The following is a 14,635-nucleotide window of genomic DNA, read 5'->3' as shown; positions in this document are numbered from 1 at the left end:
TGCACGCCGTCACTGCGAACGCAGTGAAGCAGTCTTCCAAGTCCTGACAGCCAGCCGCTCTGGCAGATTCTGTATATGGAAGTTTGCTTCACCCTTCGGGTTCGCAAAGACAAATAACGATTCACGCCACTCCGGAGAGATTCTTAATTTCCAACTATTTAAACAGCTTCAGATATTCTCCGTAGCCTTCCTTTTCCATATCCTCTTTCGGAATGAAACGCAGTGCGGCTGAATTTATGCAGTAGCGCATTCCGCCCTTGTCCTCCGGTCCGTCCTCAAAAACGTGCCCCAGATGTGAGTCTCCGTAAAGACTGCGAACCTCGGTACGCTTGCCCAGAAGTTTGAAATCGTCCTTCTCTTTGACCATCTTTTTATCTATGGGTTTGGTAAAGCTCGGCCATCCTGTGCCGGAATCGAACTTATCCTTTGAGCTGAACAGCGGTTCGCCCGTCACAACGTCAACGTATATGCCGTCCTTGTGGTTGTTCCAGTAGGCGTTGTCGAACGGCCTTTCGGTTCCCTCTTTCTGTGTCACGTTATACTGAAGGGGCGAAAGCCTGCTCTTTAGCTCCGCATCCGAAGGTTTTTTATATTTAGGGTTCACAGACTCCTCCTTTCCCCACGTCTTTTTCAGATATCCTGCTCTGCCTGAGCCTACCTTGTAGCGGTCGTAGTGGGTCTTGTTCTTTTGAGCATAATCCTGATGATAGTTCTCCGCCGGATAAAACTTTGCGGCAGGCAGAACGGCGGTTTTTATGGATTCCTTGAACTTGCCAGATTTGCCCAGAGCATCTTTTGATTTTTCAGCGGCGGTTTTCTGTGCGGCAGTAGTGTAAAATATCGCAGTTTTATACTGTGTTCCCCTGTCGGCGAACTGTCCTCCGGCGTCGGTGGGGTCTATGTTGCGCCAGAAGATATCAAGCAGTTTTTCATATTTCACTTTTGCGGGATCATAGATTATACGCACTGCTTCATAATGTCCGGTGTATCCCGCCGAAACATCCTCATATGTCGGATTCTCCACCTTTCCGCCTGTGTAGCCTGCGGAAACGTCCTTCACCCCGTCCAGAAAGCTGAACGGCGGCTCCATGCACCAGAAACAGCCTCCTGCAAATATTGCGGTCTCATATTTCGCCGCATTCGCAGCAGGAGCCATGGTGAACATCAGAAGCATCGGAATTATATATCTGGAGTATTTCATAAGCACCTCTGACAATAAGATATGATGCCGTAAAAAATATCACAGTATTTTTGTAACCTTTTCTTTTTTCGCCCGTTATGGAGACATGAACACCAAATAAACACAAGGAGAACACAAATGAAAAAAGTTATTGCAGTATTAGCAGTGGCGGTTATGGTTATGGCGGCAGGTCAGGCATTCGCGGGTAAAGGCGGAATGGGAGGATCAGGGGGAATGGGAGGCCACGGCCACGGCGGTTCGTCTTCATCTTCCGGTTCGTCCGGCGGTTCCGGTTCATCAGGAGGTTCAGGTTCGTCAGGCTCAGGCTCATCAGGCGGCGGATCAGGCTCGTCTGGCGGTTCTGGCGGCTCAGGCGGTTCTGGCGGCTCAGGTTCTTCCGGAGGTTCAGGCTCATCAGGCGGAAGTTCCTCCGGCGGAATGGGAGGCATGGGCGGTCACGGTTCAGGAGGTATGGGCGGAATGGGCGGCTTCGGCGACGGAACTGGCTCAAATCCTCAGGACGGAACAGGAATGGGCAATATGACAAACCATGATGTGAACCATCCCTCAACAACAGACACAACAACAGACACAACTACGGATACCACCACAACACCCGTCCAGTAAGAAAAGTTTGGCGGGGGTGCAAAACCCCCGCTATAATATAAACATATGAAACACAACACGGCGCTGACGGATTTTTTTGAGAACAACAGAAAAAAACTGTTTGCTTATCTGATTAAACTATCGGGTAATCCCCACGAAGCGGAGGATATCTTTCAGGATACCTTTATCCGCTATGCCGAAAACTACCCGAATCAGCAAAATCCATCACTGCTGTTCACAGTGGCAAAAAACATCTTTCTCGACGGAAGGCGGAAAAACAGATTTTCGGAGATGCCCGAAACTGATCCCGCAGACGAAAACACTCCGGAAAAGATTCTGATATGCCGTCAGGCGCAAAACAGACTGAAAGATGCCATGAACAGCCTGAGCACCGACGAACGAAGTCTGCTTTCAATGGCAGGCGCAGAGGGTCTCAGATATGAGGAGATAGCGGCGGCGGCGGGCATATCCGTTGCCAATGTGAAAGTTAAGATACACAGAGCCAGACAGAGACTGAGACTTCTGCTGGAGGAAAAAGATGCGTGAAAAAGATATGCTTATAAGCCAGTTCATAGACAACGAACTGACACTTGAGGAGAAAGCGGAGTTTGTGCGTGAGATAAATGTCAGCGACAGTTTCTGCGCAGAAACCCTCGACATGCTGGACACGGAAATGCTTATGGAAGGCATGATGCCCGATGCTCCGCCTGTGCCTGAGATAAAGGAAAAAAAACGGATAGTCACCCCTGCGTCCCTTATGTCGTTCACAGCTCTGGCGGCCTCGCTGGCTGTGGCATTAAAGGTATTTCTTTTTGCACCCTCCCCGGTTGAGGAAGTGGACAAACACAGGTTTGTGGTATATGTTCCCGATGCGCAGAAGGTTTCCGTTACAGGAAGCTTCTCCCAGTGGCAGAGCATCGACATGAAACCAGTCGGAAACGGCTACTGGCACATAACCCTGCCCCTTAAAAAAGGCGAATACGTCTATAACTATGTTGTGGATGAGAATAAAAAAATGCCCGATCCCGCCGCACCTGCAAAACAGATTGACGATTTCGGCGGAGAAAATTCGGTGCTTATGGTTGGAGATAATATTTGAAATTTTTTTCCGCCTTACTGTTTCTGACAGTTTTAAGCGGATGCGCCGCCGCCGGGTTTTCAGTTAAAGACTCGGTTATGACAGGCACATTCAGAGTGAAGGACGCTTCGGGCGTAGCATTCTACTCGTCCGCAGACGGCTATACCCGCAGAGAAGCTGTTAAAAACGGCGGAAAATGGACGGTGACCGTGCCTGAAAGCAGACGTTTCACATATTATCTGGAAAAGGACGGCGAAATATTCGTACCCGACTGCCCCATGAAGGAGCAGGACGATTTCGGCGGCGTATTGTGCGTGTACGAGGAGGAGTGAGATGAGATTTCTGATAACTATGGCCATTCTGCTGACGGCTTTGTCGGCTTTTGCGGATATATACGATGATCTGGGCAATACCGCTCTTAAAAACGGAGCGGACAAGGCTCTGGCGGCAAAACTGACCGAGCGTACAAGAGCCTACGGGTTCAGTGGGGAAGATGCGGCGGCCATTCAGAATGCCCTTAACACAAGCACAGGAATGGCAGCGACCAAGGTTTCGGAAAAGGTTCTGGAAGGGGTTGCAAAAAAGGTTCCGGCCAGAGCGGTGACAAATGCGGCGCTCAAAGTCAGAGCCAGATATGAAACTGCGGCGGCAGTGGCAAAACAGGCAGGTCTGAAAGGCAAGGCCGCCCAGACTGCGGCGGATATATCTGCCGATGCACTGGCGGCGGGCGGACAGGAAAGCTCGCTTATGACCACAGCGGGATATATTGCAAAAGAGCAGGAAAAAGAAAAATATGCCGTGGCGGCATTGTCTCTCTACAGGGATATGCTCAGATACGGCGTTACCGAGAAGCGGGCGGCGGATGTTGCGACCAGATCGGTTCAGAAGCTTTCGGCGGATCAGATAGGCGAATACAGAAACCACTTTATGCAGAATGCAGACACAGGCAACTGCAACACCATGGCAGAGAGCATGCATCAGCATATGGAAAAAGGCGGCAGTGTTTCCGGGATGTCCTCTGGAGGGCACGGAATGAGCGGTGAACACGGCACAGGCGGCGGAAGCACAGGCGGCGGTCATGGCGGAGGCTCTGGCGGAGGCTCAGGTGGAGGTTCTGGTGGAGGCTCTGGTGGCGGCTCTGGTGGCGGCTCTGGCGGAGGTTCTGGCGGAGGTTCTGGCGGAGGCTCTGGCGGAGGTCATGGCGGAGGCGGTGGTGGGCACGGAGGCCGTTCTCAGTGACATGAGAATAAGCGTCATTGCAAACCCTGTAAGGGTGAAGCAATCTTCCAACTACAGAAATAACTTAAGCAGCCGGGGTATCTATACGTGGAAGACTGCCACGGGCTAAGCCCTCGCAATGGCGAATGAATGACTACACTTTCTCACATCACATTTCATTTCCATTCAAATTATCTATTGCAGAAATCCTGATTTTTAATATACTGACTGACTACTCAGTCAGCGAGGTGCGCCTTGACCAAAAAAGATCGTATCGTCAAAGAGGCGGCAAAGCTTTTTGCCGAAAAGGGTTACATAGAGACCAGTACGGCGGAGATCGCCGAGGCCGCGGAAACGGCCACCGGAACCATTTTTTACCACTTCGCCACCAAAGAGGGGATCCTGAAAGAGATATATGAAACTCTCATCAGGGAATACCTTAGAGCCATGGAACATGCCGCAGACGAAGCGGAGAACGGGATGGATGCTCTGGAAAGGATACTTCGCCTGCATTTCAGACTGGCAAAGGACTACAGAGCCGAGTTCACCACCGTTCACAGAGACATGCCCGCCCAGATAATCTATGACGACGAGCGCAGAACCAGAATGCGCACAAACAGCGACATCAGCGTGAAGATAGTCCGTAACGTGCTGGAACAGGGGATAAAGGACGGCTCCATCCGTCCGGAGACCGATGCCGACAGCACGGCGAAACTTATCAAAGCCATGATGATGGGGCTGGCAAGGGTCACACTCCTCAACCTGACCGAATTCGCCGATGCGGAGAAAACCACCCTGCAGTTCTGCAGAGCCGCATTGGACAACAGAGGTTCTAAATGAAACGTTTTGTTTTCCTCATCATCCTTTCTGTTCCCCTCCTAGCAAACGCCGCAACCCTGACCCTCAGGGAGGCTATTGCACTGGGGCTTCAGAACAATTATTCAATTCTCATCGAAAAAAGCTCGGCGGAAGCAAAAAAAGAACTTATCACCGCCGAGGATGCGAAGTTCGACCCTGTGGCCGGAGGCTCTGTCTCCGCAGGCGGTTCGAACAAGCCCACCGACTATGCGCCCTATAACATGGACTATCTGAAAGAGCGCACCCTGAACGGTTCCGCACAGCTACAGAAGCTCCATAAAAACGGTATGACGGGCAAATTCTCGTTTGAGACCCAGAAAACGGGAACAAACAACTCATACAACGAGCTGGATCCCGCATATCGCACAGTCTTTTATATGAATATTATCCAGCCCATCCTGAAAAACTACGGCAAAGACATCAATGCCACAGGCACGAAAAACGCCGAGCTGACCTTTAAACAGGCGCAGTATCAGCTATATTCGGAGATGACTGCAACGGCAGCCAACATCGAAACAGCTTATTATGCTTATGTCCGTGCCACGGATGTTCTGGAGCTTTCGAAAACTTCCGAAGAGCTGGCAAAAAACCTTCTGGAGTATGATAAAAAGCGCTTTGCCGCAGGTATTGTCCCCATCACAGAGGTTCAGCAGGCGCAGACCGCTCTGGCCGGAAGGCGTGAGCAGACAGTGAACGCCCGTGCGGCGGCGGACACAGCCCTGATAAACCTGCAAAACCTCATAAACAGCCCGCTGGACAGGAACGGCACAGCACCCGAAAAGCTTTCGTCCGCTTTTATTCAGGCGGACGGCGGACAATTCTACAAAACTGCGCTGGATGCCAGCCCGCTCCTTGAAAAACAGCGTGTTGAGCTGAAAAAGCAGGATATAACCCTTAAATATCTCAAAAATCAGGAACTGCCGGAGCTTGATGCACTGGCCACTCTCGGAGTCATAGGCCTTTCCGGAAACGCAAGGGACGACAGCCATTTCGACGGAACCTACCACGATTCCCTCACCGATATGACCGAAGGGGACGGCTTTGAGTGGAAGGTCGGACTCAGCATATCCTATCCTCTGGGCGCAAGGGGCGCAAAGGCCCGCACGGCGTCCGTTTCCGCTGAGAAGATGAGAGCGGTCTATGCTCTGAAAAAGATGGAGAACGACACCAGATCGGGTATCGACACCGCACTGACCGCAATGGACAGCGGAAAAAGCCGCTACCTGATAGCTCAGGAGTTTGTGGGGCTAGCCTCCGTGACCCTTGAGCAGGAGATGAAAAAGCTGAACGAAGGTCTTTCGGACACCTTCCGTATCCTGAAATTTCAGGAGGATCTCACCGATGCACGAATCCGTTCCGTGAACGCACTGTATGAATACAGAAAGGGCGAAGCGGAGCTTTACAGAACAGCCGGAACAAATCTTGACCGTTTCGGTTTCAAAGCGGGGGAATAGATGAACGCTGAAGAATACGATAAGAAACTGAAAGAGCAGGCAGAAAAGCCCGCCAGAAAGAAGAAGCTGGTGATGTATGCCGTGTTAACGGTGACAGCCGCAGTGCTTCTGATACATTACACTCCCAAACTGGTGTATGCAATGCACCACGAATCAACCGACAACGCATTTGTCAAAGGCGATGTGGTTCCTGTTTCCGCACAGGTGAAGGGGCGCATCGCAAAGGTTCTGATAGAGGACAACATGCAGGTTAAGAAGGGCGACGTTCTTTTTGAGCTTGAAAATCAGGACTACACCATCGCCCTGAACAGAGCCAAAGAGGAACTGGCGGCGGCTCAGGCGCAGATTGCCGCAATAGACGCATCCTCCGCTCAGGCGGCGGAATCAGTCCGTCAGGCGCAGTCGCTTCAGGGCAAGGCACAGACCGAAAAAGCGTTCGCCGACAAAGAACAGCAGAGATACGCTCGCCTCGTTTCAGAAAATCTGGTGTCAAAGAACTTCTATGACGGAGTGAAGGCCAAGGCTGACGAAACAGGCTCACAGGCAAATGCCGCAGAGGCCGCAGTCAGAATAGCTCAGGCCTCCATGAAGACCATAGAGGCCAACAGAAAGGCCGCAGAGTTCAAGGCGGCGTCAGCACTTCAGGCTGTCAGGGCGGCGGAGCTTGACCTCGAAAGAACCGTTATCCGTGCACCCCGAAACGGACGCATAGGCCAGAACAACGTTAAAGCGGGCAGATACGTCCAGCCCGGTCAGACTGTAATATCCCTTGTGGGTTCGGACAAGCTCTGGATTGAGGCTAACTTCAAAGAGACTCAACTGAACCTCATCCGTGTGGGGCAGAGCGTTGAGATAAAGGCGGACGCATATCCCGATATGAAAATAAACGGCCGAGTGGAGAGCATCCAGCCCGGCACAGGTTCGGCTTTCAGCCTGCTTCCCGCTGAAAACGCAACGGGCAACTTTGTGAAGGTTGTTCAGAGGGTTCCCGTTAAGATCGCCATAGACGGCGATGCAGGAATGCTCGTTCCGGGGCTTTCCGTTGTGCCCAGCGTAAAAGTTAAATGATATGTCCGCAGTTCAGCGCAATACACTGATGATAACCATTACCGTCATGACAGGGGCGGTAATAAGCGCACTGGACACCAGCATCGTGAACGTTGCCCTGCCCTACATGCGGGGGAACCTCGGTGCGTCCGTTGAGGAGATTGCGTGGGTCTCCACGTCATACATCCTCGCAAACGTCATAATAATGCCCATCATCGGGCTTTTAAGCTCCAGATACGGCCGGAAGAATTTCTATCTGGCCAGCGTTGTGCTGTTCACCATATCCTCAATTCTGTGCGGTCTGGCATGGGATCTTAACTCCATGATATTTTTCAGGGTTTTGCAGGGTATCGGCGGCGGCGCACTGATCCCCGTTTCTCAGGCGATCCTGCGGGAGAACTATCCGCCTGAACAGCAGGGGCTGGCCATGGGCATATTCGGTCTGGGCGTCGTAATGGGGCCCGCTGTGGGACCGACGCTGGGCGGGTGGCTCACAGACCACTTTTCGTGGCCTTGGATATTCTTTATAAACCTTCCTGTGGGCATAGTGAACATACTGCTCACCATGAAATATGTCGAAGACCCTCCGTTTCTTCAGCGGAAGAAGGAGAGATGGGACTACTGGGGTCTTCTGTTCATGGTTGTGGGTCTAGGCTCCCTACAGCTTATGCTTGAAGAGGGACAGACCAAGGACTGGTTCAACTCAGACTACATCCGCATTCTCACAGTTACGGCGGTCGTAGGTATGATATTATTCGTCTGGCGTGAGCTTACTGCGGAGAAACCCGCAGTGGACATCCGGCTTCTGAAGGAAAGAACCTTCTGCACGGGAACATTTCTGGGCGGGGTGCTGGGCATAAGCCTTTTCGCATCGCTGTTCCTTCTGCCGCTGTTTCTGCAACAGCTTCTGGGATATCCCGCCTTTGACTCCGGTCTGGCGATGATGCCCCGAAGCGTTGCCATGGCACTGTTCATGCCCGTTGTGGGACGGCTCTACAGCGTTGTGGGCGCAAGGGCGCTTATTGCGGCGGGACTTGCCATTAACGCTTTCAGCTTCTGGCAGCTGTCCACCCTGTCGCTGGACGTTGGCTACTGGGATATATTCTTTCCGCAGGTCTGGCAGGGGTTCGGGTTCGGGGCGATATTCGTTGCCCTGTCAACAGTAACGCTGTCAACCATAGATAAATCGAAGATAACCGATGCGTCAGGGCTTTATAATGTTGTGCGGCAGGTGTTCGGCTCGGTGGGCATAGCCCTTTCGGCAACACTTCTGACCCGCTACGAATCGATCTATCACAGCTATCTGACGGAAAAGATAACCGCTGTTAACGATGCGGCGCAGAACCTTATGTCTGGACTGGGGAATCTTTTCTATTCTTCGGGCTACGACACGGAAAGGGCATCGCAGATGAGCATTCAGGCTGTTAACGGGCTGATCACAAAGCAGGGGGCGATGATGGCGTTCAACCACGTTTTCCTTCTGGTGGCTATACTTTTTGCAGTGAGCCTTCCGTTCGTCCTGCTGCTTAAGAATGAAAAAAAACCTGCGGCACCCGGCCAGATGCACGGGGATTGAAAAACGTCACCCTGAGACGACAGGCGAATGGTCTCTGTTAAGAGAGATTCTTCATTTCATTCAGAATGACAAAGTTGTTTCAGCTGAAATGCGGTTTCAGAAACATCTCATAAAGTGTGAGAAGTATCTCGAAAACGATAAGAATGACTATATACCACTCAACGCGGAGAGAATGGCTGTTGTGCAGAAGCCCCAGCTGTGTCTCCGCCGTTGTGTTTATCAGCCTCAGCTTCTTCTCCAGAGCATCGTTGCGCTCTTTAATCTCGTATTCGTCCTCAAGGCGGACAAAGAATTTTTCAAGCTCCGGATGCTCCCAGAGCACCTCCGGCTTTTCATGCACTTCAACACGGCCTATCATGTTCTGCTGAACCAGAAGTGTCGCCCCGATGGTCTTTTTCAGCTCCTTTGAGCTGACCTTTCCCCTCAGGCCGGTCATCAGTCTTTCGGCCAGAGGCTCAGCCTCGCTGAACACCTCAGACATGACAGCTTCATAGCGCTCCAGCATAACGCTTTTTGCCAGTATATCCGCCACGACAAGAACCCGCTCACGGCTGAGCGATGGTATCTTCGCCTGTTCGCTGCCCACCTCGTCCAGCCCTTCGCCTATCTCGATTGAGATATCCTCTGATTTCTGGACTGCGTGGGGGTTCTCCATGAAGGGGTTAAGCTCTGAAAAAACATCCTGCCGTTCCTTTTCGTTCAGCCCCACAGTGGCGACCACACCGAAACGGAACACCACCACCCACTGGTTTTCGCCCAAACGGAACGAAAGGGGCAGGTGGCTCGTGCGCTCGCCCAGTTCTATGCCTTTGGTGCGTATCTTCTCGCAGAGTGAGGTTGCTATCATCGTCAGATTCATCTTTGCGTCCTTCATAGCGTTATTTATTCAACTATACCGCCGGATTGTCAGATAATTATCAGTTCTTTTCGTTAACCATCTTTTCAAGTGTCAGAAGCAGTTCCTTAAAGTCAGCACTTTTTGCCAGAACCTTTACGTTCTCAAACTCCTCGAAAACAGATTCCATCTCTTCGGGCAGCTTGCCTGTGTAGACTATAACGTGAACCTTGTCCAGATATCCGTCGGCCTTCAGGTTTTCCAGAATCTCAAGCCCGTCCATTCCGGGCATGCTGTAATCCAGAATAATTATATCCGGCATGACAGTCCGCATGCTGTGACCCATTTCAAAGGCGTTGGATGCAGTGGTCACGACTATCTGCGGAAACCTGTTGAAAAGCCTTTTAAGAGCGTTCAGCATGTTGGGTTCGTCGTCCACCACAAGAACCCTGATTATGTTAGTGCGGAACACGTCGGGAATGAACCTGCCCTCGGCCATGAGGAATTTTTCCACACTGCCTCCGTCGACGAACATAGCTCCGTCACGCTCCTCTCCGGTCAGCACCCCTTTTTTGATGAGCTCGGACAGACGGGCGGCCTTTATCCCCGTCACCAGCTCCACATAGGAAAGTTTAAACATTGATCCCCCGTTATTTTCCGATGTTCCAGACCTCAGTTATAATATATGCCGTGTTCTTAAGTTTTGCTGTACTTAATATTCCGAATGAAAAAGATTCGAGTTTATCATCAGTGATCTCGGTTCCTTTTCCTATTGCGGAAAGCAGACCGGACATCGCCGAATAGACCGCCGCAACCAGCCTGTTTTCAGGGCTGACCTTTTCGGGCTGTCCTTTGTAGAGAATTATTTCCAGAATTTCGAAAGGTATGTTGTAAAGGTCAAGAAAACTGCAGGTTATGACCCTTTCCGTGTCTGTGACATATCCAAGCTCTCTCTCCGCCTCGTCAAAGCTGCACTCCGTCCCTTCCGCAAAATTCACCGTTTCATAGTATCTTTCGGGATGATAGATAAGCAGGATTATCCGTCCCACACGGGAGAGTATCCCCAGAGTGCCCGATATCTCCTTGCTGTATTTTTCGCCGCTGTGCACCAGATAGTGCTCCATTGCCTTGTTCAGCACCAGCCCGGCGGCAAATATCTTCGCCAGCTCCTTCTCAACCGACGCAGACACTCCCAATCCTTCGGAAATCTTATACATAAGAACCATATCCTTTATGGTGGTCAGACCTATCATAAGTATCGCCTGTTCCAGAGTGGCGCTGCCCTTTCCGCTGTAAAACACAGAGTTGCCTATCTGCAATACCTTCGCCGTAAGCGACGTATCCCTCTTTATAATTCCGGCTATCCTGTCAATTGACTGCCCGGCGGTGACCGCATCATTTATTTCATAATATATCTTCGGTATGCCCGGCAGCTTGTCTATCGTTCCGAAGATCCTCAGAAGCTCTTTGTCCTTTATGTGGCGCATAGTACTGATTATATGCAGAATCTTGCCTGCAAGATCATAGTCGGTCCAAGGCTTTTTGAAATATGCCATGGCTGTGCCCCTGCCTATGGCATAGGTTATTGTGTCCGCCTCGACGTATCCGCTGAGAATGGCACGAAACATATCCGGATAGAGGGTCTTTACCCTTTCCAGAAGCTGAATCCCGTTAACATCCGGCATCTTGTAGTCGCAGAGAAGAAACTCCGCCGGACGCTCGGCGAGCATCTCCAGTGCCTCCTCGGCACTGTTTGCCGTGCGCACGTCAACGTCATGGCACATAAAAAGGCGGCGAAGGGAGCTTAAAATGTTCTGCTCGTCGTCAACAATCAGAATTGTTCCTTCTTCAGCCATGAACCGCCCCCGGATCGAAAGGAAGCCGGAAGCTGAATACTGTTCTGCCCGGCCTGCTCTCAGCGTCTATAGTACCTTTATGCCTGTTCACAATTATGTCGTATGATATATTAAGTCCCAGCCCTGTGCCCTCGCCGACCGGCTTTGTTGTAAAGAAAGGATCGAATATCCTGCTCATCAGCGACGGCGGTATGCCCGGACCGTCATCCTCCACCGTGCATAGGACGAAATCGCCCTCTATGCGGGTTTGGATGGTTATGGTTCCCTCTTCGCTCCTGTTCTGGGATTTGATGGACTGAACCGAGTTGAGAATCAGATTAAGCAGAACCTGATTTATCTCCCCTGCGCAGAAAACGAAATCGGGGATATCTTCAAGCTCCAGTTTTATCTTCGCAATGAACTTTGACTGGCTGTGGGCAATGGCGGCCGTTGTGCGGATGCTGTTGTTCAGGTTGCCCGGCCGGAAGCTTCCCACATCCTGACGGGCAAATGAGAGCAGATTGTTCACTATTCCGGATATCCTGCGGAATCCCTCCGAACATTCCAGAAAGATGGCCTCGGAATCCTCCATTATGTAATCTATCTTATATCCGGCTTTCAGCTGTGCGGCGGTTTCTCTGAAGTCGTCCGAGGCGATGCTCTCAAGATCGTTCAGAAATTTCCAGATGGATATGCTGTAGCCTCTGAGAGCCTCAAAGTTACCGGATATATATCCTATCGGGTTGTTAAGTTCGTGGGCTATCCCTGCGGCCAGCTGACCTATGGCGGCCAGTTTCTCCTGCCGCATCATAAGAGAACGGGAGGAGAGAAGATGCTCGCAGCTCTTGCTTTCGGCATCTTTCAGAGCTTCCTCAAGAGTCCGGATGCGCTCTTTGCTGCGCCTGAGTTCCAGCATTGTATCCGAAACCGTGCAGACAGCCTTAATGCAGTCTTCTGAATTGCTCTCTGAAATTATCTTTTCGGCAAATGCGGTAAAATCATCCGGGTTTTCAGGACCCGATCTGAGCATGACAATAAGTTGTGTAATGTCGGCCATATAGCACCCCTACCGACATTATAGCACATCAGCTTAAAGTTTTCCGTGATTCCGGTTTCTCATAGCATCTGCCGCAGCAGACGTGTTCGATGCTCTGTCTGTCGGCCTCCGTTCTTTCCTCTTCACAGCGGCAGAATTTTCTGACAAATAAATAGTAGGTAACGTATATTACAACCGAAATCACAATTGAAATAACTATAAGAGCGTCAGCACTCAAAAAACCCCTCCTCCGCAATGCTTCCGGCGTATTGCATAAGGCTGATTTAAACGATAATGATTTTCATTATCAATTATTCCGCCCGAAGTCAAGCATAAAAAACAGAGATCGTTTTAAATCCCGTGGTTTCCGAGTGCCTTTACGCAATTTTTGACTTGTTTCCTCCGTTTATATCAGGTAATTTTATGAAATGAGCTATATAGATTTTTTCGATTTTAAAGAGCATCCTTTCAGAATAACACCCGACGTGCAGTTCTTCTTCGCAAGCCCTCTGCACTCGGAAGCACTTCAGTCCCTTAAATATTTTGCGGATTCAAACGAAGGCTTCCTTGTTCTCACCGGAGAGCCGGGCACAGGAAAGACCATTACCCTGCGCAAGTTCATGAACGAACTGCCGGAGAACGTCGAATATGCGTATGTCATGTTCCCCTCGCTGGAACCCGAAGAGATGTTCCACGCCGTTCTGGAGGATTTCGGCTACCCCATAACCGAAAACCAGACCAAGAACACTCTTTTTGCTGGATTCCGTGACTTCCTCACAGAAAAAAGGCTTCAGGGGAAAAAGACCCTGCTGATAATAGACGAGGCGCAGAACCTCTCCGAGCGAACCCTCGAAGAACTGCGCATCCTCTCAAACCTTGAAACCGAAAAAGAGAAGCTCATCCAGTTTGTCATTGCAGGACAGCCTGAACTCGACCTTAAGCTGGATTCACAGGCTCTCAGACAGCTGAAACAGCGCATCACTCTGCGCATAAATCTCGATATAATGAGCTATGAGGAGATGTCCAAATACGTCTCTTTCAGGCTTACAAAGGCCTCATACAGAGGAATATACCCCGATACGGCATTCTACAAAAAACTTTACAGCTATTCCAAAGGCAACCCCAGACTCATCAACCTTCTGATGGAAAGGGCGCTGATGGCGGCATATGTGGATCAGAACAAACTGCTGAACAAAAAGCATCTGATATCCGCCGCTGTGAGCCTTCAGATGGATGTTGAGAGGGAACAGCCAAAATCGAATCTGCTTCTTTATGCAGTTGCGGCACTGCTGGCTGTGGTCTGCATTGCCGGAGCGGCCTTCTATTACGGCACGCTCTATTCCAAACGGCTGACACCGCCACCTGCCCCCGCACCGGTTGCGCAGCAGGAAGCACCAAAGCCGAAACCTGTACCCAAAGCACCACCTGTTCAGAAGCCTGAACCTGTTGCTCCGATTCAGCCTGCGGCAGAACAGCAGACGGCGACACAGGCCTCAACAGCGGCGGCAGAAACTGTTCAGGAAAAGCCTGTGGTCTCAGTTTCCACAAGAACACCCGTGACAGCCCCTAAAGCCGCACCAGTTCAGCCCAAGGCTGAGAAAGCGGCCGTTAAGGAACCTGTTCAGCAGGCCGTTCAGAAACCGGAACCCGCTGCCGAAACAGGAACGGTCAAGGCCAACATCCTCAATCTGCGCAAAACGCCCGATCTGAACGCAGAGATACTTGCGAAGGTTTCAGGCGGCGAAACAGTCACTATTCTAAGCGAAAACAGCGAAGGCTGGCTTGAGGTTAATCTGAACCGGAACGGCAGAAAGGTTTCCGGCTGGATATTCGGAAGGAACGTCGCCCGGACGAACTGATTGCTTTTTTTCCTTGAAAAATCTGCACAAGATTATATTATTTCTAAAAATTA

Annotated in this window: 16 protein-coding genes; 10 read left to right on the top strand and 6 right to left on the bottom strand. The window is 51.0% G+C overall.

Annotated elements, in window-relative coordinates:
* Nucleotides 1-154: 154 nt before the first annotated feature.
* Nucleotides 155-1,201, bottom strand: a complete 1,047-nt coding sequence (gene msrB, locus C8D98_RS04515) for a peptide-methionine (R)-S-oxide reductase MsrB (RefSeq protein WP_132872410.1) — start codon at nucleotides 1,199-1,201, stop codon at nucleotides 155-157.
* Nucleotides 1,202-1,318: 117 nt separating this feature from the next.
* Here msrB and C8D98_RS13795 point away from each other — a divergent pair, with 117 nt between their 5' ends.
* The 9 genes from C8D98_RS13795 to C8D98_RS04475 all read left to right on the top strand — a co-directional run bounded on the left by C8D98_RS13795 (nucleotide 1,319) and on the right by C8D98_RS04475 (nucleotide 9,017).
* Nucleotides 1,319-1,807, top strand: coding sequence for a hypothetical protein (locus C8D98_RS13795; protein WP_186434584.1), 489 nt, complete (start codon nucleotides 1,319-1,321; stop codon nucleotides 1,805-1,807).
* A 45-nt stretch (nucleotides 1,808-1,852) separates the two neighbouring features.
* Nucleotides 1,853-2,332: an RNA polymerase sigma factor gene (locus C8D98_RS04505; RefSeq protein WP_132872408.1), complete on the top strand. Its 480-nt coding sequence runs from the start codon at nucleotides 1,853-1,855 to the stop codon at nucleotides 2,330-2,332.
* Nucleotides 2,325-2,885, top strand: coding sequence for a glycogen-binding domain-containing protein (locus C8D98_RS04500; RefSeq protein WP_132872406.1), 561 nt, complete (start codon nucleotides 2,325-2,327; stop codon nucleotides 2,883-2,885). Before C8D98_RS04505 ends, C8D98_RS04500 begins: the two co-directional genes overlap by 8 nt.
* The gene (locus tag C8D98_RS04495) at nucleotides 2,882-3,196 is read left to right on the top strand and encodes a hypothetical protein (protein WP_132872405.1); all 315 of its coding nucleotides are present in this window, start codon (nucleotides 2,882-2,884) and stop codon (nucleotides 3,194-3,196) included. The genes C8D98_RS04500 and C8D98_RS04495 overlap by 4 nt, the downstream gene beginning before the upstream one ends.
* Before the next feature lies 1 nt (nucleotide 3,197).
* Entirely contained in the window at nucleotides 3,198-4,103 is a 906-nt protein-coding gene (locus C8D98_RS13705; RefSeq protein ID WP_165871122.1) for a cell wall-binding repeat-containing protein, read from the top strand.
* A 234-nt stretch (nucleotides 4,104-4,337) separates the two neighbouring features.
* Entirely contained in the window at nucleotides 4,338-4,922 is a 585-nt protein-coding gene (locus C8D98_RS04490; protein WP_132872403.1) for a TetR/AcrR family transcriptional regulator, read from the top strand.
* On the top strand, nucleotides 4,919-6,394 hold the full coding sequence (locus C8D98_RS04485; RefSeq protein WP_132872401.1) for a TolC family protein: 1,476 nt from the start codon (nucleotides 4,919-4,921) through the stop codon (nucleotides 6,392-6,394). The genes C8D98_RS04490 and C8D98_RS04485 overlap by 4 nt, the downstream gene beginning before the upstream one ends.
* A complete protein-coding gene (locus C8D98_RS04480; protein ID WP_132872399.1) occupies nucleotides 6,395-7,462 on the top strand; it encodes an HlyD family secretion protein in 1,068 nt (355 codons plus the stop codon).
* A gap of 1 nt (nucleotide 7,463) precedes the next feature.
* Entirely contained in the window at nucleotides 7,464-9,017 is a 1,554-nt protein-coding gene (locus C8D98_RS04475; RefSeq protein ID WP_132872397.1) for a DHA2 family efflux MFS transporter permease subunit, read from the top strand.
* 79 nt (nucleotides 9,018-9,096) lie between these two features.
* Here the strand turns inward: C8D98_RS04475 and C8D98_RS04470 are convergent, their stop codons facing one another.
* The 5 genes from C8D98_RS04470 to C8D98_RS04450 are packed head-to-tail and all read right to left on the bottom strand — an operon-like array spanning nucleotide 9,097 to nucleotide 12,961.
* Complete coding sequence (locus C8D98_RS04470) at nucleotides 9,097-9,876, bottom strand: RMD1 family protein (protein ID WP_165871186.1); 780 nt, start codon at nucleotides 9,874-9,876, stop codon at nucleotides 9,097-9,099.
* Nucleotides 9,877-9,934: 58 nt separating this feature from the next.
* Nucleotides 9,935-10,492: a response regulator gene (locus C8D98_RS04465; protein ID WP_132872393.1), complete on the bottom strand. Its 558-nt coding sequence runs from the start codon at nucleotides 10,490-10,492 to the stop codon at nucleotides 9,935-9,937.
* A 10-nt stretch (nucleotides 10,493-10,502) separates the two neighbouring features.
* Nucleotides 10,503-11,708, bottom strand: coding sequence for an HDOD domain-containing protein (locus tag C8D98_RS04460; protein ID WP_132872392.1), 1,206 nt, complete (start codon nucleotides 11,706-11,708; stop codon nucleotides 10,503-10,505).
* Nucleotides 11,701-12,744 (bottom strand): sensor histidine kinase, encoded by a 1,044-nt coding sequence (locus tag C8D98_RS04455; protein ID WP_132872390.1) that lies wholly within the window; start codon nucleotides 12,742-12,744, stop codon nucleotides 11,701-11,703. Before C8D98_RS04455 ends, C8D98_RS04460 begins: the two co-directional genes overlap by 8 nt.
* Nucleotides 12,745-12,772: 28 nt before the next feature.
* Nucleotides 12,773-12,961 carry a hypothetical protein gene (locus C8D98_RS04450; protein ID WP_132872388.1) on the bottom strand — a complete coding sequence of 63 codons (189 nt, stop codon included), beginning with the start codon at nucleotides 12,959-12,961 and terminating at the stop codon, nucleotides 12,773-12,775.
* 190 nt (nucleotides 12,962-13,151) lie between these two features.
* Between C8D98_RS04450 and C8D98_RS04445 the strand changes: the two genes are divergently transcribed.
* Nucleotides 13,152-14,582, top strand: coding sequence for an AAA family ATPase (locus C8D98_RS04445; RefSeq protein WP_132872386.1), 1,431 nt, complete (start codon nucleotides 13,152-13,154; stop codon nucleotides 14,580-14,582).
* The last annotated feature ends 53 nt before the right edge of the window (nucleotides 14,583-14,635 follow it).

The organism is Seleniivibrio woodruffii, assembly GCF_004339245.1.
In the GTDB taxonomy this organism is placed as follows: Bacteria; Chrysiogenota; Deferribacteres; order Deferribacterales; family Geovibrionaceae; genus Seleniivibrio; species Seleniivibrio woodruffii.
This window is presented reverse-complemented; position numbering and strand designations above follow the sequence as displayed.

Bases quoted from the DNA above. Each gene is read 5' to 3' on its own strand.
- C8D98_RS04460 (WP_132872392.1), bottom strand. From the start codon at position 11,708: ATGGCTGAAGAAGGAACAATTCTGATTGTTGACGACGAGCAGAACATT.
- C8D98_RS04455 (WP_132872390.1), bottom strand. From the start codon at position 12,744: ATGGCCGACATTACACAACTTATTGTCATGCTCAGATCGGGTCCTGAA.
- C8D98_RS04505 (WP_132872408.1), top strand. From the start codon at position 1,853: ATGAAACACAACACGGCGCTGACGGATTTTTTTGAGAACAACAGAAAA.
- C8D98_RS04470 (WP_165871186.1), bottom strand. From the start codon at position 9,876: ATGAATCTGACGATGATAGCAACCTCACTCTGCGAGAAGATACGCACC.
- C8D98_RS04500 (WP_132872406.1), top strand. From the start codon at position 2,325: ATGCGTGAAAAAGATATGCTTATAAGCCAGTTCATAGACAACGAACTG.
- C8D98_RS04480 (WP_132872399.1), top strand. From the start codon at position 6,395: ATGAACGCTGAAGAATACGATAAGAAACTGAAAGAGCAGGCAGAAAAG.
- C8D98_RS13795 (WP_186434584.1), top strand. From the start codon at position 1,319: ATGAAAAAAGTTATTGCAGTATTAGCAGTGGCGGTTATGGTTATGGCG.
- C8D98_RS04445 (WP_132872386.1), top strand. From the start codon at position 13,152: ATGAGCTATATAGATTTTTTCGATTTTAAAGAGCATCCTTTCAGAATA.
- C8D98_RS04475 (WP_132872397.1), top strand. From the start codon at position 7,464: ATGTCCGCAGTTCAGCGCAATACACTGATGATAACCATTACCGTCATG.
- C8D98_RS04465 (WP_132872393.1), bottom strand. From the start codon at position 10,492: ATGTTTAAACTTTCCTATGTGGAGCTGGTGACGGGGATAAAGGCCGCC.
- C8D98_RS13705 (WP_165871122.1), top strand. From the start codon at position 3,198: ATGAGATTTCTGATAACTATGGCCATTCTGCTGACGGCTTTGTCGGCT.
- msrB (WP_132872410.1), bottom strand. From the start codon at position 1,201: ATGAAATACTCCAGATATATAATTCCGATGCTTCTGATGTTCACCATG.
- C8D98_RS04485 (WP_132872401.1), top strand. From the start codon at position 4,919: ATGAAACGTTTTGTTTTCCTCATCATCCTTTCTGTTCCCCTCCTAGCA.